Annotated in this window: 17 protein-coding genes and 1 pseudogene; 9 read left to right on the top strand and 9 right to left on the bottom strand. The window is 70.2% G+C overall.

The window, feature by feature from the left end; genetic code table 11:
* Positions 1 to 19 precede the first annotated feature (19 nt).
* The gene (locus AB0C38_RS13505) at positions 20 to 1,204 is read right to left on the bottom strand and encodes a hypothetical protein (protein WP_360671517.1); all 1,185 of its coding nucleotides are present in this window, start codon (positions 1,202 to 1,204) and stop codon (positions 20 to 22) included.
* A 22-nt stretch (positions 1,205 to 1,226) separates the two neighbouring features.
* Here AB0C38_RS13505 and AB0C38_RS13500 point away from each other — a divergent pair, with 22 nt between their 5' ends.
* Positions 1,227 to 2,273 (top strand): hypothetical protein, encoded by a 1,047-nt coding sequence (locus tag AB0C38_RS13500; RefSeq protein ID WP_360671514.1) that lies wholly within the window; start codon positions 1,227 to 1,229, stop codon positions 2,271 to 2,273.
* A gap of 241 nt (positions 2,274 to 2,514) precedes the next feature.
* Here AB0C38_RS13500 and AB0C38_RS13495 read toward each other — a convergent pair whose 3' ends face one another.
* Positions 2,515 to 3,945, bottom strand: a complete 1,431-nt coding sequence (locus AB0C38_RS13495; RefSeq protein WP_360671511.1) for a hypothetical protein — start codon at positions 3,943 to 3,945, stop codon at positions 2,515 to 2,517.
* Between the two features lie 86 nt (positions 3,946 to 4,031).
* Positions 4,032 to 6,029 carry a hypothetical protein gene (locus AB0C38_RS13490; RefSeq protein ID WP_360671508.1) on the bottom strand — a complete coding sequence of 666 codons (1,998 nt, stop codon included), beginning with the start codon at positions 6,027 to 6,029 and terminating at the stop codon, positions 4,032 to 4,034.
* A gap of 1,285 nt (positions 6,030 to 7,314) precedes the next feature.
* On the opposite strand from AB0C38_RS13490, the gene AB0C38_RS13485 reads away from it, so the two are divergent.
* Together AB0C38_RS13485 and AB0C38_RS13480 are read left to right on the top strand one after the other, a co-directional pair.
* Positions 7,315 to 7,722, top strand: a complete 408-nt coding sequence (locus AB0C38_RS13485; protein ID WP_360671505.1) for a hypothetical protein — start codon at positions 7,315 to 7,317, stop codon at positions 7,720 to 7,722.
* A 77-nt stretch (positions 7,723 to 7,799) separates the two neighbouring features.
* Positions 7,800 to 7,991 (top strand): annotated as a pseudogene (locus tag AB0C38_RS13480) (histidine kinase); the annotation flags it as partial.
* A gap of 27 nt (positions 7,992 to 8,018) precedes the next feature.
* On the opposite strand, the gene AB0C38_RS13475 reads toward AB0C38_RS13480, so the two are convergent.
* From AB0C38_RS13475 to AB0C38_RS13460, 4 genes are read right to left on the bottom strand one after another with little or no spacing between them, the layout of a single operon-like run.
* Positions 8,019 to 8,333 carry a hypothetical protein gene (locus tag AB0C38_RS13475; protein WP_360671502.1) on the bottom strand — a complete coding sequence of 105 codons (315 nt, stop codon included), beginning with the start codon at positions 8,331 to 8,333 and terminating at the stop codon, positions 8,019 to 8,021.
* Positions 8,330 to 8,776, bottom strand: a complete 447-nt coding sequence (locus AB0C38_RS13470) for a hypothetical protein (RefSeq protein WP_360671499.1) — start codon at positions 8,774 to 8,776, stop codon at positions 8,330 to 8,332. Before AB0C38_RS13470 ends, AB0C38_RS13475 begins: the two co-directional genes overlap by 4 nt.
* Positions 8,773 to 9,090: a hypothetical protein gene (locus AB0C38_RS13465; RefSeq protein ID WP_360671496.1), complete on the bottom strand. Its 318-nt coding sequence runs from the start codon at positions 9,088 to 9,090 to the stop codon at positions 8,773 to 8,775. The genes AB0C38_RS13470 and AB0C38_RS13465 overlap by 4 nt, the downstream gene beginning before the upstream one ends.
* Positions 9,090 to 9,758: a DJ-1/PfpI family protein gene (locus AB0C38_RS13460; RefSeq protein WP_360671494.1), complete on the bottom strand. Its 669-nt coding sequence runs from the start codon at positions 9,756 to 9,758 to the stop codon at positions 9,090 to 9,092. The genes AB0C38_RS13465 and AB0C38_RS13460 overlap by 1 nt, the downstream gene beginning before the upstream one ends.
* Before the next feature lie 124 nt (positions 9,759 to 9,882).
* Between AB0C38_RS13460 and AB0C38_RS13455 the strand changes: the two genes are divergently transcribed.
* Entirely contained in the window at positions 9,883 to 10,839 is a 957-nt protein-coding gene (locus AB0C38_RS13455; protein ID WP_360671491.1) for a helix-turn-helix domain-containing protein, read from the top strand.
* Here AB0C38_RS13455 and AB0C38_RS13450 read toward each other — a convergent pair.
* Positions 10,826 to 11,791 (bottom strand): NAD(P)-dependent alcohol dehydrogenase, encoded by a 966-nt coding sequence (locus AB0C38_RS13450; RefSeq protein ID WP_360671489.1) that lies wholly within the window; start codon positions 11,789 to 11,791, stop codon positions 10,826 to 10,828. The genes AB0C38_RS13455 and AB0C38_RS13450 overlap by 14 nt on opposite strands.
* Positions 11,792 to 11,876: 85 nt before the next feature.
* Here AB0C38_RS13450 and AB0C38_RS13445 point away from each other — a divergent pair, with 85 nt between their 5' ends.
* The 5 genes from AB0C38_RS13445 (at position 11,877) to AB0C38_RS13425 (ending at position 17,669) form a co-directional block, all read left to right on the top strand.
* Complete coding sequence (locus AB0C38_RS13445; protein WP_360671486.1) at positions 11,877 to 12,530, top strand: helix-turn-helix domain-containing protein; 654 nt, start codon at positions 11,877 to 11,879, stop codon at positions 12,528 to 12,530.
* Positions 12,531 to 12,665: 135 nt separating this feature from the next.
* Positions 12,666 to 15,386, top strand: a complete 2,721-nt coding sequence (locus tag AB0C38_RS13440) for a glycosyl hydrolase family 65 protein (RefSeq protein ID WP_360671484.1) — start codon at positions 12,666 to 12,668, stop codon at positions 15,384 to 15,386.
* Between the two features lie 204 nt (positions 15,387 to 15,590).
* Positions 15,591 to 15,953: a MarR family transcriptional regulator gene (locus AB0C38_RS13435; protein WP_360671481.1), complete on the top strand. Its 363-nt coding sequence runs from the start codon at positions 15,591 to 15,593 to the stop codon at positions 15,951 to 15,953.
* A gap of 8 nt (positions 15,954 to 15,961) precedes the next feature.
* Positions 15,962 to 17,350 carry an MFS transporter gene (locus AB0C38_RS13430; protein WP_360671478.1) on the top strand — a complete coding sequence of 463 codons (1,389 nt, stop codon included), beginning with the start codon at positions 15,962 to 15,964 and terminating at the stop codon, positions 17,348 to 17,350.
* 25 nt (positions 17,351 to 17,375) lie between these two features.
* Positions 17,376 to 17,669: a DUF1330 domain-containing protein gene (locus tag AB0C38_RS13425; protein WP_360671475.1), complete on the top strand. Its 294-nt coding sequence runs from the start codon at positions 17,376 to 17,378 to the stop codon at positions 17,667 to 17,669.
* A 168-nt stretch (positions 17,670 to 17,837) separates the two neighbouring features.
* On the opposite strand, the gene AB0C38_RS13420 is transcribed toward AB0C38_RS13425, so the two are convergent.
* The gene (locus AB0C38_RS13420; protein ID WP_360671473.1) at positions 17,838 to 19,019 is read right to left on the bottom strand and encodes a hypothetical protein; all 1,182 of its coding nucleotides are present in this window, start codon (positions 19,017 to 19,019) and stop codon (positions 17,838 to 17,840) included.
* Positions 19,020 to 19,075 lie beyond the last annotated feature (56 nt).

The raw sequence follows: 19,075 nt of genomic DNA, 5'->3' as shown, positions 1-19,075 counted from the left end.
ATGAACTGCCGTTGCAGTACTAGGCTGGTTCGGCGTCGGCCATGAGGGTGCGCAGGCGGACTCCGTGGTCGGTGACCTGGCCGAGCAGGTGGTGGCCGGCCTCCTCACCCCACAGCCTGCCGACCAGCTGCCGGTACTCCGGCAGCCGCGGCAGCTTGCTGTCCAGCCGGAAGAGGATGGCCAGCGGCCGCCGCTGCCACCACCGACGGATCCAGTCGGCCGGTTGGGTCAGCAGCGCGGCGCCGTAGCTCGTCGGCAGCGCCGGGCCGGCGGCGGCTTTCACCGCCTTCTCGGTGAGGTTGAGCATCTCGGTCAGTGACACGATCTCGCGCTGGGGACCACTGGCTTCGGCCAGCAGCGCCTGGTATTTGGCCAGCAGCTTCCGGCGCTCGCGGATGGTGTCGGCGGTGCGCAGCGCGGCCTTGAAGTCGCCGAAGTAGTGGCGATAGCGGCGGAACTCGTGGCGCACGCGCAGCAGCTGCTCCGGGACGTCGTCGAGCGACGAGGCACGCGAGAGCACCAGCGCACTGATGGGCGGGATCGGGATGGTCGACATCGCCGTCCACTCGGCGACGAGATCACCGCCGTTGAGCGGTTCGTCGAGCGACTCGGAGACCTTGTCGTAGAGCTGGCGCGGAAGCGAACGGTACGTCTTCTGCAACGTGCCCGCGACGAACGGCACGCGGTCGAAGTCCGGGAAGTAGTCCAGGCCGTGTGCGGCGGCCACGATGAGGTAGCCGTTCCCACGGTACATCCGCTCCTTGACCGAGCAATCCCCGCAGCTGGCGTACCCGCCGAGTGCGTCCACCTGGGCGAGGAGATTGTTCAGTCCGGTCGTGTAGTCCAGTCCGGTCACCGCGCCGGTCGCATCGGCGGCGTGCTCGTGGCCGCCGGCGTCGAGAGCGATGCGTTTCGCGAGCTCGTCCGGCAGCCGCAGCATGACGCGCCGGAGTTCCTCAGGGGACAGGCTCGGGTGGAACGTGCGGTAGAGACCTTCGCCGCCGAGCCGCCGGCCCAGGACGTTGTGGTGCTCGTCCGCCGCGCCCAGTGCCTCCAGGCGGTCGAGGAGCACCACGGCTTCGCAGAGGGCGCAGAGATCGAGGAACAGCGGCAGGGTCAGAGTTTCCGGGCGGCTCAGCACGGTGCTGGCGTTGGCGACCAGGGTCTGGGTCACCAGAGCCACGTTTTCCCCGGTTTCAGCCATGCTCTCATTCTATGCTGGGGCGATGACGGTCCTCCTCGAACTCGGTGCGACGCGCGTCGAGGCGACGGAGTTCGCCGGCGCCGACCTGTCGGCCGTGCGCGAGCTGGTGGAGCGCGGCGAGATCGTGCTCCTGCGCGACGAGATCCCCCGGGCTGGTTCCCCCGACCAGTGGCCGCGGGATGTCGCGGAGTCGATCGGCGAGTGCGCGGTGGTGCCGTTGTCGTGCCTGACCGGGGCGGGCGGCCCGCGTTACCCACTCCTGGTGGGCCGGCGCGAGAGCATCCGCTACCTCTGCTCGTACGCCGATCACGTGCCGCCGCGGCCGTTCCCCTGTGAGGCGCAACCGGTGGTGGCGGACTACCGCGAGTTCCGGCACCTGTGGGTCACCGTCCCGCAGGAGCCGGCGCTCGACCCGGACGGCTTCGCGATCGGCACCACGCTCGCCCAGCTGCATTCTCGCAACGTCCTGCACGGCGATGCCCACCGCGGCAACTGGCTGTTCGACCGCGACGGCACGGCGCTGGTGCACGATCCGCGGCCGGTCTTCCTGCACTGCCGGCCGAGCGCGGAGCAGTGCGCGACGGACATCCGCCCGCTGCTGCCCGCCCTCACCCCGGGCGGCTGGCAGGGTTTCCGCCTGGGGTATCGCCGGGCGTGGCCGGAGGAGGGGCGCGTGATCGACCTGATTCAGCTCGGCGACCGGACCGGCTGGGCGGCCGCGTTCCGCGTCGGCGACTTCGCCCGGGCCGTCGAGCTGACGGCCCGGCAACTCGACGCCGAAGACACGCCAATCGTGCGGGTCATGCTGCTGGCGAACCGGGCAATGGCGTTGAGCCGCGCCGAAAGTCACGACGAAGCTTTGCAGGACTGCTTCGCCGCCTTGAAGCTGGCGAAGCGACGCTGCCCTCACGTGGTCAACGGCCTGGGGCTCGCACTGGCCGTCGTGCTGTCCGGCCAGGGGCTTCGGGACGAAGCGGTGGATGTTCTGCGGGCGGTGAGCGATCAGCCCGAGCAGCTGCTCGGGCGTCTGGCCCGCATGGACGCCCAGCTGCCGATCATGAATCTGTGAGTGGCTTTCGCATCCGAGTTCTTGGCGCTTTCAGCGCGCCGCCGACGACACAGAACGTGGCGCAGCTTTCTGCCTGGTGGACGCTGGTGGTAGTGGCCGCGTAGGCCCGCTCAGGAAAGCTGCAGGTCAGTGGTGAGCTTGAGTGTGGGGTTATGCTTGGGACGGGCCGCTTCCGGGGGATCAGTCTCCGGCCGAACAAATGGTTGGCTGCGGACGGCAGCGGCGCTCCAGACCAGTCGAGTCAGGCGATGGGGGCGGCCCAGTGCCCGAGCCAGTACTCTCGCCAGGAGATGGTGATCTCGCGGATGTGCGCGTTGGTGTCCGCCGACTTCACTCTGGCCTTCCAGGCGTCCTCGAGGGCGACGCAGAACTGGGAGGCACTCGGCTCACCGCTCTTCTTCGGGTAGCGGGAGCTGACGAACTGGTAGGGAATCGACAGTTTTCCCTTGCCGCGCAGAAGAGAGTTGCCGAGATCGCGGCAAACCAGGTATTCGACGTTCGCGGCCTGCGCATCCAGGGGGTTTCGGGACCAGCCGACCTTCAAGTCTGCCAGTGCTTCCGCCAAGGTGCCGAGCGGCGCGGTCAATCCTGCGCGGTTCATCTGCCAGGACAGCCAGACGGCGAGCCTTCGGTGCGGCCTGGGAACGACATAGTCCAGGAGTGGTCCGGCGAACGTCTGGTAGTCGCCCGCCGTCTCGCGGACGGCGAACTTCTTGCCGTGGTTACCGGTCCGCGCCATGACTTCCTGCATGAACGAGGCAGGGTCCTTCCCGGCCGCGCTGGTCCGCACGAGCTCGGTATCGAGGTGGTAAGAGAGGGCGAGCTGGAGGTGGATGAAGGCGAGGTCGTCCAGCAGGGTGATCGAGCACCCTGCCACACCGGCGTGTGGCAGGTCGGCGAGCGCCTCCACGATCGAGCGGGTCGAGCCCACACGAGCCGGCCCGACGAAGGTCACCGGCAGGATGTGTTCGATGGTCTCCTCCTCGTCCTGCGGGAGGTCCCCGCGGACCGGAGTCCCAATGATTTCGAACCAGTTCCCGGTGCGGCAGCCCAGCCTCGTGTCGCGGACCCAGAGGCCAAGGTCGTGTTCGGAACAATACGAGCTGATCCGGTCGGCCAGTGCAAAGGCCAGTTCGGCGCTCGGCCTGGGGAGGGCGATCGCGAACCTGACCGCTTTCGCCGAGGCCGTCGGAATCAAGTCCTCTTCGAACTCGGCACGGGGTGGGACGGGGAGCTGAACCGGGCTCTGCACCGACAGCAGTGGGGCCTCGGCGACTTCGATAGCCATCGCACTGAGTTCGTGAAGCGCGTCTCTCAGCCGGGTAGCGTGCCGCATTGTCAGCGGACCGGTCCCGGCGTCGACCACGACGATGGCCTCGAAACGCCGGTTCGTCTCGTAGAGAAAGGTGAGGTTGGGTCGCGCGCTTCCGCGGAAGACATAGCGGTACTCGCCCGTTTCGACCTGCGCCGCGGGGTCCTGCATTCCGCCCTTGTCGCGATGCGTCGGCTTGTCCGGGACTCCCCTGGTGTTGGTGCCGATGACCAGACCGATGCCGTTGGCGCTCGACGAAAGGGTTTCGAGGAACTCCGGCCGGTCCGGCTTGGGCTCGAGGATGTCGGCCAGGTAGCCAGGTTGGTCACGAAAGTGGTGCACCTCGAAGTCGACGTCCATGGACGGATGCAGGAGCGACGAGTATCCCGCTCGTGCCAGTTCTGCGAGTGCCTTCGTGGACACGTGATTCACGGAGTTGTCGTCTGTCATGACTCTGCCCCCGTCGACTGGAAGACCGCGTCGGCAGGCCAGCGTCGTCCGTTGGGCAACGCGCCGCCGTGGACCCATGCAGGTGCCCCGATCAGCCACAACTCCTGTTCCAATGTTCGCTTCGTCTTATCCTGCCGACGTCGCAGCCAACCGGCCATGGTGGGGTAGACGGTAACCAGGCTTGTCGACCACGGCAGAACGACCGCGATCGAAAAGAGAAGCTCCACGATCCAGCCGGGGCTGCCGGCGGCGATCGCCGCGGCGACGACGGCCATCGAACCGACGCACAGCTGGGCGACCAGACGCGGAAGCGCCCGCAGATACCCGGAGATCGAATGCTTGTCCGGCAGGGCGAGCCTGGTGTACAGGAAGCCGGGAATCAGCAGGAGCACCGTGATGACCGAGGCCGTGTTGTCGATCCGGCCGAAATCCGCGGCGGTCGAGCTGTCGAACGGAAAGGCACGGCCGGTCAGGAGGAATGCCATCAGGTAGGCGATGGCGCCGATTCCGACCGCGTAGCAGAACACGCTGATCGGTCCGGCGGCCGTGGTGTCGCGGAGAACCAGGCCTGCCTTGACGGTCGTCTGCGGCGCCCCGTCCGGCAGTCGCCCGGCGTGTCGCCGCCAGTACGCATGCGCCCTGCTGCGTACCGGATCATTCTCCAACGCCAGATCCAAACCCGCCTCGGCGCGACGCAACTGACCAGCCGCGCTGCGCAACGATTCGACGGTAACCGTGCCGCGCGAGGTGATCGGCCGACCGTTCTGCCCGTTCGAGTCGCTCACGATCTCGCCGTTGACTGCGGCTCGGCCCAGCCGCGCGGCTTCGTGGAGGCCCTCCTCATCGAGCGTGAACTCCGCCTGGTCCGCGTCCCAGCGTTTGCGGCGCAGCAACTCCGCTACTTGGCGCAGCGTGGTGTCGGCTGCGAGTTCCAGCAGTCGCACGGAAGACCGTTCTTCCGGTGTCTCCTGCGCGGTCCGCAGCCGATCGGCGAGTGTGTCGAGGTCTGTGGCCAGTTCGTCGACGAGCACCTGGTCCGCGTCGGTGGACAGGTACATTCGTTCGATGTCGACACCGGCCTCCGTCTCGACGACGAGATGGTACGACCTGAGCCCCGCCGGAATGGTGCTCTGGTACTCCGCGAGGTAGCCGCGGCTGTTCGCCCGAAGTTTCGCGGGAAGGGACAGGGCTTGACGGCGGGGCCCGGTGACACGGAGCGGCGCGTCATAGGTCAGTAGGTGTTCGTCCGTCCGGCTGTCCAGGGCCACCACGAGCAGATAGTCGTTGACCGCGATGTCGAGCAGGGAACGGTAATCGGCAAGAAGTGCCTTGTGTTCGCGCAGAACCTCTAACGCGAGGGCTCGCGCCTTCGCCTGCGGCCCGGAGGGGCGGGATGCGGAGGTCTCGCTCTGTGGGTGGTTCCGATCCGTCAGGAGGGTCTGCAACCCGGCCTGGATGAGCCAGCGCGCTTCGTGTTCTTTGAACAGGAGACGATTGAGCGGTGTGCCGTTCTTCCGCGCCTGCGGGTCGCTCGCGAGGATGCCACGCAGGAGATGGAACAACGCCGAGGCAAGAAGCCGGGACGTCTCGTACTGGGTGAGCCGGGGGAGCTTCTGCCCGGACGCGTTCAGGACGTCGACCGGTGTCACACTACGGCGGGAGATTCGCGCTACCGGTACCCAGACCGTGGCTGCCCGGTCCGTCACGCCCTGCTGGCCCTGGCTCACCAAATGTTGGAAGAGCATTGCAGCTTGCCTCTGGTTTTCGTCTAGCATGCCGAGATCGACGTCGACTTCCGTGGTTCGCTGGGCCGAGCGGTGCTCGACTACGGTAAGCCGGTCGGTGATCCTCCGGACGTGGTTGAGCCGCAACACCGTGTCGAGGAAAGACAGTCCCACCGCAGCGCCTTCGATGGAAGTCCGCGGTGGTGCCGCGGGTAAGGAAACCGAGCGCACGGCTTCGATCAGCGCGTCGTACCCCTTCAACCGCTGCATCGATGTTCCTCTCTCGCAGGTACATGTGCAGCCGGTATGTCGCGGTTACTCGTGGCAATGGTTACCACTGTAATGCTTTCGTGACGAAACGAATAGATATTCCATATTTGATCGACGAGTTTCCGATGACTATTATCCGGTTGTTGTCCATGATTTGACCACTTCCGGGGAGTGTTGTGTCCTCCCCGACGAGATGCTCCCTCCCCGGGCTCGGCGCGGTGACAAGCCTGCTGGGTTGCCTTGTGTGTCTGGCCGCGCGCGTGCGCGGTGTCGGCCGGCGACAGCTTTGTCGAACCGGGTGTCGCCGATCAGCGACGCTCCGTCGCGGTCGGGATGCCGGCTTCGCTCGACGATGGTCGGCCGGGTGAGGTCGACGTTGGGGAAGCGCTTCGAGGAACCCGGTCGGCACCGCGTCGTGGCTACGACGTGAGCGCAACTGGGTCGAGAATTCTCGTGAGAGCCGCTGCGGCCGCCTTCGGGCGACTGACCAACCCGTTGTGGCCGCCCGGCAGTTCTGCGAACAGGACGCCCAGGTCGCCGGCGAGCTGCTCGGCGCAGCGGTACTCCCACTGACCTCATGACTGATCACCGCCGGTGAGAATGATGTTCCTCGACTTCGTCGAGGCGGCGAAGTCCTCGGCAACCAACCCGCCGGTGGTGCAGGCCGGACGCCCTCCTCCCGCGACTCGTGCGCGATCGTCAACGACCCCATCTGGCGGATCGCCGATCGAAGGTCCTCCTGGGCCATTGCCACGACCTGGTCCAATGCGGCCTCTCGCGTCGGATCGAGGACCACCGCGCTCATCGGTGGCTCGTGGGACGCCGCAGAAGACGTCGTATCAGCCGGTGAGTACGTCGCTGCATGCCTCGCCGGGTCGGCCCGCAGGGGTGAGTCTCAGCGGGCGTCAGCCCGGAGCTCGCCATCGAGGGCAGCTGCGGCCCTCGGCGTGCCATGCGAAGTTCAGGCGCCCGTTCGGGGTTCTGCGTACTGAAGAGGACGTCCGCAGCGCAGCGCCTCGGCTTTGGCCGCTGTACCCGCTGATCCGGGATCCCGGGTGACGGCGGCGCCCACACTGGCATACTCCGGTGTGCACGCGGGCCGGCGTGTGGTTCACCGTCGAACGTTTCGCGCCGGAGGGAACGCCGCGAGTCCGCTTCCGCCCGTCGGTGACGGAGGTCCGCGGGCCGGCGAACCGCCGCGATGAGGGTGATCCGAGACCGGACGGCCGCGGGCGAACGGACTGGACGCGCACGCGGGCATCTGGTTGCCGCGGCCGGGTGCGGGGTGGTTTCCCTGGGCTTGCTGACGGCGTCGTCCCTCGCCGCGGCCGAGGACCCTTCTCTCGGCCTGCCGCGCCCCGGCGACGCGTCGTGGTGGTCCACCGCCGCGGTACTGGCACTGCAGGCGCTCGTGCTCGTATGGACGAGCGCGGTTCCGGCGCTCGTCCTGGCCGTGCTGGCCGCCGCACCCCTCGCGTTGTCCGTGGCCGAGCCGAACGGCGCGGTCAGCCTGACCATGCTCGCCGTGGTCGTCGGGCTGTACCTCACGGTGTCCGAACGACAGGTGCCCAGACCTCGGCTGCTGGTGCCGGTCGGTTTCTCCTGGTGGCGCTCACGCAGTTCAGCAACGAAATTCGGATCAGCGCCGTCGGAGCCGCGGCGACCTTCGGCGGGGCGCTGCTGCAGGGTCTGATCGTCGTCGGGCAACCGTTGCTGCCGGGCCTGACCGTCGCGGCCCTGCGGGACGCGCGCGAAGCCCGGCACCGGAAGATGCTTGCACTGCAACGTGAACAGGACGCCCTGCTGAAGGCGGCGGTCGACCGCCAGCGCGCGGCGATGTCCCGGGAACTGCACGACATCGCCGCCCACCACATGTCGGGCATCGCGCTCTTCGCCGGGACGATCTGGCGGCAGATCGACTCCGATCCCGCGGCCGCGAAGGAGCTGGCGTGGCAGGTGCGGGAACAGAGCAGCGGGGTCCTCGACGAATTACGGCGGCTCGTCGGCCTCCTGCGTGACGACGACGGCGAAGCGTCCGTGGTCGAATCGCTCGGGGTGGGGGCCGACGGCCCGGGCGGCCAGCAGCCCGCCGATCCCCGGGACGACGGCGCGCAGCCAGACCTGGCTCCGGCCGTTCGCCACGAGAGCCGCCGCGATGATCGTGGTGGTGTAGGCCAACCCGTGCACGGGGCCGAGGATGCCGGAGATCGTCCGGTCGTGGACGGTGACCAGGTTGAGCAGCAGCAGCGCCAGGGTGGTCAGTTCGGCCAGCCCGAGGACGTGCAGGGCGCGGCGCGGGCTCACCGCCCGACCCCGGTCGTCGAGCCGGGCCGGACGATCATGAGGACGACCACCGCCGCCCACAGCAGGTTGAAGAGCCCGGTGGACATCGCCAGCCGCCGGTCCGGGGTGCCGGTGCCGAGAACCCGTTGCTGCCCCGGCAGGACCAGGCCGATCAGCAGCACGGCGGCGACCGCGGTCAGCACCATCGAGACGATCAGCCAGGCGTCGCCGAGCACGCCGAGCGCGGCCCCGGTGGCGACGCCGAAGACCGGCACGGAGATTCCGATGACCGCGTAGACACGCGTGATCCGGTTCAGCACACCGGGAACGGCGTTCTTGCGGGGGTCGTCCGGCGCCAGGTGGGCGACGCGGGCCGCGGGCGGAAACATGCTCGCGGCGACCGCGACCGGCCCGATGGCGAGGATCGCGGCCAGGACGTGAACGGACAGCAGGAACGCCTTCACGCGCCCGTCCGTTCCCCGGTGACGCCGGTGCGGGGGAGGCGTCCCGCCCGGGAGTGGCCGGCGAGGGTGTCGCCGGTGACGGTGACGTCGTACTCGAGGTTCAGCCGCATCGGCTTGGTGATCCGCTGCTGCCACGTGACGCGCTCGCCGTCGGCCGTCACGGTGCGGACGACGTTCTCCAACATGGTCTCCTCACCCGCTCCGACGGCGGTGCCGGTGACGCCGCCACCGGTCTCGGTGAACCGGTAGTCGGCGTCGATGGTGCCGATCGGCGTCTTCATGCGCAGGTGCCAGGTTCCGCTGATGCCGGTCATCACGCGGCTCCCGCGGCGACGTCGAGCCCGCTGTTCTTCCAGGTGACGCCCCGGCGTTCGTATTCGAACAGCTCCTCGACGGCGTGCGCGATCCGCGGCCCGAAGTCCCGTTCGAGCAGGTAGAGCCCGAGGTCGAGGCCGGAGGTCACGCCGCCGGCCGTGACGAGGTCGCCGTCGTCGACGACGCGGGCGCGCACGGCGGTGACGCCGGCCGCCGCGAGCAGGTCGACGCCGAGGACGTGCGTGGTCGCCGTGCGGCCCTCCAGCAGTCCGGCCATGGCCAGCCCGAGCGACCCTCCGCAGACCGCCGCGACGGTGACGGCGGGGTTGTCCAGGCAGTCGCGCAGCAGCGGGGCCGCGGCGCCGGCCGCGAACCGGGCGAGCAGCACGGGGATGGTGTCGACCTCGTCCGGGTCGCCGTCGACCGGGCCGACCGCCCCGGGCACCACGACGTACCCGGGGACGGCCGGATCCAGGGCCGCGGTGGCGGTGAGCGTGATGCCGGGGGTGCCGGAGACGACGTCCCGGGGTCCCTCGGCGGACACGAACTCGAGGTCGAGCACGCCGCCCAGGAACTCGCGACCGGCGGTGAGGATCTCGTACGGCGCGACGGCGTCGAGCGGGTCGAATCCGTCGAAGAGCACGAACTGGGCTCGCGGGCAGGGCATGGGTGATCCTTTCGCCGGTGATGATCACCTGCCATGCTGCGCACTCACGGCGGCACCGGCCACTGGCTATCAGGACAGAAGACAACTGAATCTCGCCACCGGGCCGGTGAGGTACTTTCGGGGCATGTACACGGTTGTGGTGCTCGCACTCGACGACGTGATCGCGTTCGATCTGGCCACACCAGTCGAGACGCTCGGGCGCGTCCGGCTGCCGGACGGGCGCCCGGGCTACCGGATCGTCGTGGCCGGCCCGGAGCCGATGGTCGACGCCGGCCCGCTGCGGATCGGCGTCGGTGCCGGGCTGGACGAGGTGAGCCGGGCGGACCTGGTCGTCGTCCCGGGCCGCAACGACCCCTCCCGGTCGGCGCCGCCCGAGGTCAGGGAAGCCCTGCGGGCGGCGGCGGCCACGGGCACGCGGCTGGCGTCGATCTGCGTCGGCGCGTTCACCCTCGCCGAAGCCGGCTTGCTCGACGGGCAGCGGGCGACGACGCACTGGCTCGCCACCGACGAGCTCGCCCGCCGCCACCCGGCCGTCCACGTCGACGCGGACGCGCTCTTCGTCGACAACGGGCAGATCCTCACGTCGGCAGGCGCGTCGGCCGGCCTCGACATGTGCCTGCACATCGTCGAGCGCGACTACGGCGTCGCGGTGGCCGCCGACGCGGCGCGCCTGGCCGTCACGCCGCTGCAGCGCACCGGCGGGCAGGGCCAGTACATCCTCCGCAACCGTCCGACGTACCGGACGGCGACGCTGGAGAAGGCCCTGATCTGGATCGAGGAGAACGCCCACCGCCCGCTGACCCTCGCGGACATCGCGACCGCGGCCGGCATGAGCGGCCGCACCCTGGCCCGGCGCTTCCACGCGGAGACCGGGCAGAGCCCGATCCAGTGGCTCACCGGTGTCCGCGTCCGGCACGCGCAGGAGCTCCTCGAGGTCACCGACCACACCGTCGACCGCATCGCCGCGCAGGTCGGGTTCCCGTCACCGACCAACTTCCGCGCCCAGTTCGTCCAGACCGTGGGGGTCAACCCGGGTGCGTACCGGAAGACCTTCCGGCCGGCACCCTTCAGTCCACCCTGACGACGTACTTGCCCCGCACGCCACCGGCCTCCAGCGCGCGGTGTGCCGCCGCCGTCTCCGCCAAGGAGAACACCTTGTCGACCGCGGGGCGCAGTTTCCCCTCGGCCACGTGCCGGGCGAGGTCGTCGAAGTCCGTCCGCTTCGGGTTGCCGCTGAACGCGCGCACCCGGCCGCGTCCGTGCGCCGCGCTCGCCGCGATGTAGCCCAGCGACGCGACGAGCCGGGTCAGGTCGAAGGTGATGGTGACCATGCGGCCGCCCGGCGCCAGGAGCCGGCGGAAGGTCGGCAGGTCGGTGCCCACGGTGTCCAGGACCACGTCGAACCGGCCCAGTTCCGCGGGCGGGACGGTCCGGTGGTCGAAAGCGTGGGCGGCGCCCAGCCCGCGGACGAAGCCGAGGTTGGCGGCTCGCGCCAAGGCCGTGACCTCGGCGCCGTAGGCGTGTCCGAGCTGGACGGCGGTGGTGCCGACGCCGCCCGCCGCGCCTCGGACGAGCAGCCGCTCGCCCGGGCGCAGTGCGGCCTTGTCCCGCAGCGCGGTCACCGCCGTGGTGGCCACCGGCAGCGCCGCGGCGTCCACCAGGTCCAGTCCGTCGGGGACCGGGCCGGCCCGGTCGGCCGCCACCGTGACGTACTCGGCGGCCGTGCCGAAGCCGGCGGTGCGCGCCACGACACCCCAGACGCGGTCGCCGACCGCGAACGCCGTCGTCCCGGCGCCGAGCGCGGCGACTTCGCCGGTGAAGTCCAGTCCGACGCGCTGGGGGAACTTCCGGCCGGTGAGGAGCCGGACCTTTCCGGAACGGGCCGCCAGTTCGCCGCCGTTGACGCTGAACGCGCGCACCCGCACCAGTACCTCGCCAGGTGCCGGCACCGGCTGCGGTACCCGGCCGACGTAGAGCACGCCGGGGTCGCCGTAGCGGTCGAACAACACTGCCTTCATCGTGCGGTCGGTCACCGTTCTCACTTTCGTCGTGGGCTCTGCCGGCGACCGTAGACTCGCGACCGGACTTGATCATCCGGTTCTGTCGAGGTGAGAGACAATGCTTGGCGCATCTTCTCGGATAGCGGCCCGGACCGGGCTGCGGGCGGACGCACGGCGCAACCAGGAGCGCATCCTCGCCGCCGCTCGAGCGGTCTTCGCTGAGCGCGGGATCGACGCCCCCATGGCGACTGTGGCCCGCCGCGCCGGTGTCGGCGTCGCGACCTTGTACCGGCGCTTCCCGACCCGCGATGCCTTGGTGCGGGCCGCGTTCACGCAGCAGATGGACACCTGCGCTCGCGCCTTCACCGAGGCGATCGCGGATCCTGATCCGTGGCGGGGGTTCCGGCGGCTGTTCGAGACGGTCTGTGCGCTGCAGCGGGAGGAACGGGGATTTCCGGCCGCGTTCATGGCGGCGTTCCCGGACGACGCGGCGGCCCACGCGCGGGCGCGGAGCCAGGCCGAGCAGGGCCTCCTGACCCTGATCGGCCGAGCGCAGGCCGCGAGTGCGCTGCGGGGCGACTTCCGCCTTTCCGATCTCGCGGTGGCCTTCCTGGCGCACGGTGGACTCGTGACCGCTTTGCCCGACGACGATGCGGCGTCCCGGCGCTTGGTCGCGTACCTGCTCGAGGCTTTCCGCGCCGGCCCGGCGAACGGGACGCTGCCCGCGCCCTCGGCGCTGTCGGTCCACGGGTTCGCGGTTCCCGCCGGCTGACGGTCGTCGCGGCGGCGCCGATCATCGGGTCCGGCGTCTTTACCAACCCCGATCCGGCGTATATGTTGTGGCCCGCAACATATTGGCGCACCGGCTGGGCCCTTGCGCATCCGGTCCCGAGGAGGTGCCGTTTCGATGACGAAACGCGGCGTGTTCAAGAGCAGGGCCGGCCTCGGCGCGGCGGTCGGGTGTCTCCTCCTGGCCGCGACGGCGGTGCCGGCCACCGCCGCACCCGCACCGGCCGGTGGCGACGGCTGGGTGCTGAGCACGACGGACACGTCGAAGAACTACTCCCCGACGTTCGTCGGCAACGGCTACCTCGGCGCGCGTGTGCCCGCGGAGGGCCACGGGTACAGCAGCAAGCCCATCGTGACCCAGTCCCAGCTCGCCGGTTTCTACGGCGCTCCGTCGGCCGGGCAGGAGGAACGCGCCGGGCTGCCGACCTGGACCACGCTCGGGTTCGGCCGCGGCAGCGACGTCTACGGGCTCGGCCAGTGGTCCTGCGAGTTCGGGCAGCTGTGCCCGGCCGCGTACGGGAAGGTCTCCGGAGGCGCGTTCGTCGAAAGCTCCCACCCCGGCTCGGTCGCCGGTGCCTACCTGGCCGGGCTGAACACCAACGACACCCCGACGGTCGGCGGCACCGGCGTCGTCCCGATCCGGGACGCGCCGGCCGGTCCGGCGACGCTGGCCGTGCGGTACGGCAACGGCAGCGGCAGTCCGCAGACCGTCCACATCGGCGTGAACGGCACACTGCAGCAGCTGTCCGTACCCAGCCTGGCGAGCTGGGACGACTGGGCGGTGGTGACCGTCCCGGTGACGCTGAACGCGGGCGCGAACACGCTCGAGGTCACCGTCGCCGAGGGAGACACCGCGCGGGTGAACGTCGACTACCTCGCGCTGTACCCGGATGGCACGCCGCCACCGACGCAGGTCGCCCCCGCGACGGTCGGCACCACCACGCACTACCGGCAGGCGATCGACCTGCGCACCGGGGTGCTGACCACGTCGTTCGACTGGACCTCACCCGCGGGTGACACGACGAGCTTCTCCTACGAGGTCAACGCCAACCGCGCGGAAGGCCATCTGGGCACGGTGAGCGTGCGGGCCGTCCCGCACTGGAGCGGCACGGCCACCGCCGTCGACGAGTTCGACGGGCGGGGCCTGGACCACGCCTCGACGACGGACCCGCGGGTGGACGGCCGGACCGCGACGCTGTCGCAAACCGTGGTGAGCGAAGGGAACCTGGTCACCGCCGGGCTGAGCTCCGTGCTGCGCGTCGACGGGAAGACGGTGCCCACCCAGGCGATCACCGACGGCGGCGCCGGGCAGCGCGCGGACTTCGCGGTCCGCGCCGGGGTGCCGGTGCGGATCACCAAGTACGTGGGCGTGGCGTCCAGTGTGGACACCGACCGGCCGCTCGCGGCCGCGACCCCGGGCCAAGCCGCCGCGAAGACCGCGGCCCGCGCCGCCGGAGACGGCTACGGGCGTGCGCTGGCACGCAACAGCGAGGCGTGGTCGCGGCTGTGGCAGTCGAGCATCTCGGTCCCCGGTGACACGACGATGACCGCGCAGGTCCACGCGTCGATGTTCTACCTGCTCGCGAGCGTGCGCGCCGGGGTGCTCTGGAGCGCCAGCCCGGGCGGGTTGTCCTCGGACGGCTACAGCGGTCATGTGTTCTGGGACATGGAAACGTGGATGTACCCGGCGCTGCTCGCGCAGTACCCCGACATCGCGGCCGACGCGAACACCTACCGGCAGCAACGGCTGCCGGCGGCCCGGGCCGCCGCCGCGGCACTGTCCACTCCGGACCACCCGATCAAGGGCGCGAAGTTCCCGTGGCAGAGCGCGCTGACCGGCAAGGAGACGACCCCGGACTGGTCGCCGGACGGCAAGCAGGAGATCCACATCAACTCCGACATCGCCCTGGCCCAGTGGCAGTACTACCAAGCGACCGGCGACCGGACGTGGCTTCGGGACAAGGCGTGGCCGGTTCTGCAGGGCATCGCCGACTACTGGGCCACGCGCGCCGTGCCCGGTCCGGCCGGCGGGTACGTCATCAACGACGTCAAGGGCGCGGACGAGTACCACGACAACGTCAACAACAGCGCGAGCACGAACGCCGGTGCGCAAGCCTCCCTGCGCATCGCGATCCGCGCCGCGGGCATCGTCGGCCGTCCGGCCGATCCGGCCTGGGGCAAGGTCGCCGACGGCCTGAAGATCCCGGTGGACGCGGACGCGAACATCCATCCCGAGTTCGACGGGTACGCCGGGCAGACCGTCAAGCAGGCCGACGTCACGCTGCTGCAATACCCGTGGGCGGTGCCGATGTCACCCGGCCTCGCCCAGAACGACCTGGACTACTACGGAGCGCGTACCGACCCGAACGGCCCGTCCATGACGGACGCGATCGCCACCATCGCCGGCGCCGCGCTCGGGTCGCCCGGCTGCGCCGTCTACACCTCGCTGCGCGACAGCGCGGACCCGTACCTGGCCGCCCCGTTCGACCAGTGGTACGAGACCCGCACCGGCGGGGCGTTCGACTTCACCACCGGCCAGGGCGGTTACCTGCAGGAGTTCCTCTACGGGTTCACCGGGCTGCGCTGGGGGACCGACGCGGTCACCGTCGACCCCTTCCTGCCGCCGCAGCTGCCGGGGGTGGACATCACCGGGGTCAAGTGGCACGGCCGCACGTTCGATCTGTCGGTCGGGCAGCGGACCACGAAACTGACCCTGCGCTCCGGCCCCCCGCTCCCGGTCCGCGTCGGCGCCGCTGACGTGCGCCAGGTCCGGCCCGGCGCGGCACTGCAGGTGCCCACCCGGCACCCGGCGGGCGACGCGTCGAACTGCGGCTCTTGACGAACGCCCTCGGCCGGGTGCTTTCAAGGGTTCGGCCGAGGGTGATCCGGGCCGAACCCTGATCGGGAGATGCATAAAGGGTTAATATAAATCTGCTATGCTTCAGGCATGAGTCGCCGAGACGCCACGCGCGGCGCTTCCGATGCCATCGGGTCAGCCCTCTACGGTCTGGCCACCAGGGCCGTGAGGCGCCTTCCTCGCGACATGAGCCTGACGTCCGCCGCCACCTTGGCCACCCTGGACAAGACTGGCCCGCGACGGATCACCGATCTGGCGGTGGCCGAGGGCGTCACCCAGCCCGCGATGACCGTCCTGGTCCGGGTGATGGAGGAAGCCGGGCTGGTCGAGCGGCAGGGCGATCCGTCCGACAAGCGGGTCACGCTGGTGTGCCTGACCGAGGCCGGCGCGTCGTACGTCCGGACGCGACGCCAGGCGGGCGTCGACGCGTACGTGCGGTTGATCGGCGAGCTCACCGGTGACGAGGTCGAGGCCTTGGCCGCGGCCCTTCCGGCGCTGCTGCATCTGGCGGAGCTCGAAAGCCACGCCCGAGAGGGGTCGGACCGGTGACCGCGGCCATGACACGTTCCGGGGCGCGCCTGCTGGTCCCCGCCCTGATGTTCATCGCCCTGGTCGTGGCGGCGGTCGCCAGCCTCGGGACGCCGCTCATCACCAGCGTGGCGACCACGTTCCACGTCTCCCTCGACAGTGCGCAGTGGACGTTGACCATCGCCCTGCTCAGCGGCGCCGTCGCCACGCCCGTCCTCGGCCGGCTCGGAGCCGGGCCGCGCCGGCGGGCCACGATTCTCGCCACACTGGCGATCGTCGTCGCCGGCAGCGCGCTCACGGTGCTGCCGCTGCCGTTCGCCTGGCTGCTCGTGGGCAGAGCGGCCCAAGGCGTCGGACTCGGTCTCACGGCGCTGATGATGGGCGTGGCCCGCGACCACCTTCCCGAGGAGCGCAGCGCGGCCACGATCGCCCTGATCTCGGTGGTCTCCATCATCGGAGCCGGGGTCGGCTACCCGCTGGCCGCGCTGCTCGCCGAGCTCGGCGGACTGCGGGCCGCCTACGGCCTCGGGCTGCTCGTCACCGCCATCGCCTTCGTGACCGCGTGGCACTCCATGCCCGCAGCTCCCGCAGGCCGCTCCGCTCACGTGAACGTGGCCGGTGCGCTCGTCCTGGCAGGTGGACTGCTCCTCGTCCTGTTCCTGGCCGGCGACAGGAGCCTGTGGAGCCGGCACCTCGCCGTGGCGGTGATTCTTGCCGTCGCCGCGGTACTCCTGCTCTGCGTCTGGACCGTTTCCGAACTGCGCAGCAAGACGCCCCTGGTCGACGTCCGGGCGGTACGGCACCCGGCGGTCGCCGGGGCGAACATCGCCATGTTCGTCGGCGGGAGCGGCATGTACCTCCTGCTGACGCTCATCACCCGCTACGCGCAGACGCCGCACAGCGCCGGCTACGGCTTCGGGCTGACCACTTTCGTGGCGGGGCTGGTCCTCATCCCGTTCTCCGTGCTGGGGTTCGTCGCCGGCAAGCTCACGCCGCGGGTCCGGATGCGGATCGACGGCCCCCTGCTCCTGGCCGGCAGCGCCGCCATCGTCGGCGGCGGGTTCGTCCTGTTCGCCACCGCCCGGTCCACCCTGGCCGAACTGCTCGCGGCCATGGGCGTGCTGGGCTTCGGCGTCGGCAGCTTCGCGGCCGCCATGCCCGGCGTCATCCTGGCCGTCACCCCCAAGAGCGAGACGTCGAGCGCCATGAGCTTCAACTACGTCGTCCGCAGCGTCGGGTACTCACTGGGCAGCGCCATCGGTGGCCTGATCCTCGCCGCGGGCACCGGTCCCGGCCACCTCTTCCCCGACGACAGCGCCTACACCACCGCGGCGCTGGTCGGCATCGGCGCCATGGCGATCACGACGCTGACCAGCCTCGCTCTCGCCCGCCGACGCTCGTCCGAGACCACCCCGTAAGTCAGATGCACTCACTGGAGGTTCCATGCCCAAGGGCTACTGGGTCAGCGTCTACCGCACCATTTCGGACCCCGAGAAGCTGGCTGCCTACAACAAGCTGGCCGGTCCGGCCGTCAGGGCCGCGGGCGGCCGGACCTTCGCCCGCGACGGCCGGGTCGTCGCACACGACGCCGGAATCGCCGAGCGCACCATCCTGATCGAGTTCGACAGCTTCGACCAGGCGGTCGCCGCACGTGCGAGTGCGGCCTACCAGGAGGCGCTGGCCGCACTTGGCGACGGCGTCGAGCGCGACTTCCGCATCGTCGAAGGCCTCGACTGACGATCGAGGTCCGCCTCCGAGGCGGTCATCCCGTGGGTCACGGTGCGAGCGGCGGCTGACGGCTCCACCGGACATCTCCGACCAGGCGATTTGACGAGGATTTTGACGGTTTGCGGGCGCTCTCCCGTGACGTCGAGATCCGCGGGCCACACCTGGGCGCGGCCATGGTCAACCGCCGGTATCTCGAGAGGTGGCGGTGTTCGTCTGGAGGGTCAGGTAGACGGCACGGACCGCCAGGGTGCGTTCGATCTCGTCGATGATCGGGGCGAAGAACTGTTTGCGGTGCTCGGTGTCGCTCATCGACGTGACCGCGAAGTACATGCTGCCGAATCCGGCGAGCAGGGTGGCGTTGCGCAGCAGGGCGACCGGGACGCCGGGCAGGAGCGGTGAGATCGCCGGCGCCGCGCCGATCCACTGTTCGGCCGCGGCGGGGGTCACGATGATCACGCCGAGGAGGACGAAGAAGGCGAACGAGGCGAGGCCGATGACCGCGGCTTGGACGAGCTGGCGGGTGGCGAGCATCAGCAGCAGGTTGCGCTTCTGGCGTCCGTTGAGGCTGACCGCGCGGATGGGCCCGTCGATGGTGACGGCGGCGAGGGGGGTGCCGGCGCAGGCGGCGGTCAGCATGGGTGGGCTGAAATCCTGTTCGACGCGGCCGATTTCTTCGCGGAGGCGGGCGGCCGCGGCGAGGACGGTGACCGCGCCGAAGAGGGCGACGACCAAGGTGAGGCGCCACCAGGCGAGCTGGTTCATCAGTTGCCACAGCTCGCCGGTGAAGAAGAGGAACAGGGTGACGAAGAGCAGGACCGGCAGGGCTCGGCCGAGGACTTGCACGCTGTTGCGGAGGTCGGTGACCGCCTGCTTGACCCCTTGGCGCACGAGAGTGCCGATGCCGTAGGTGGTGGCGAGGTAGGTGGCCGCGAAGGCGGCGGCGAAGAACACGAGGAACGCGAGAACGCCCAGCGCGCGGGCGCCCGGGAGGGTGATGGCGCCGTCGAAGGCGAGTTGTAGCAGCGGGACGGCGACCGGCATCACGGCGTAGGTGATCAGGATGGCGATGGTCGCGGGGCGGGAGAAGCGGGGGAGGCGCCGGACGAACAGTGAGATCGTCACCCAGGCCGCGATGGTCACCGCGACGACGACGCCGAGCAGAACCCACCGGCCCGAGCCGGCGGTCTTGAGCGGGACCAGCCAGGCGAGGCTCGCGAGCGTGACGAAGACCAGCGCGGGCAGCATCCGGGGCAGGACGTGCTCGGTGAAGCCGTACCCGGCGATCATCGTCGGGGTTCCGCGCCGGAGGAACCAGCGTTCGGTCCGCTGGACTCGCGCCTGGGGTGGGGAGGTCGGCATGAGGAGATGATTCCTGGCCGCTCCGGTCCAGGCCTGCGCGGCCCGTGCGGACACGG

Origin of the sequence: Amycolatopsis sp. NPDC048633, assembly GCF_040650695.1 — a bacterium.
In the GTDB taxonomy this organism is placed as follows: domain Bacteria; phylum Actinomycetota; class Actinomycetes; order Mycobacteriales; family Pseudonocardiaceae; genus Amycolatopsis.
This window is presented reverse-complemented; position numbering and strand designations above follow the sequence as displayed.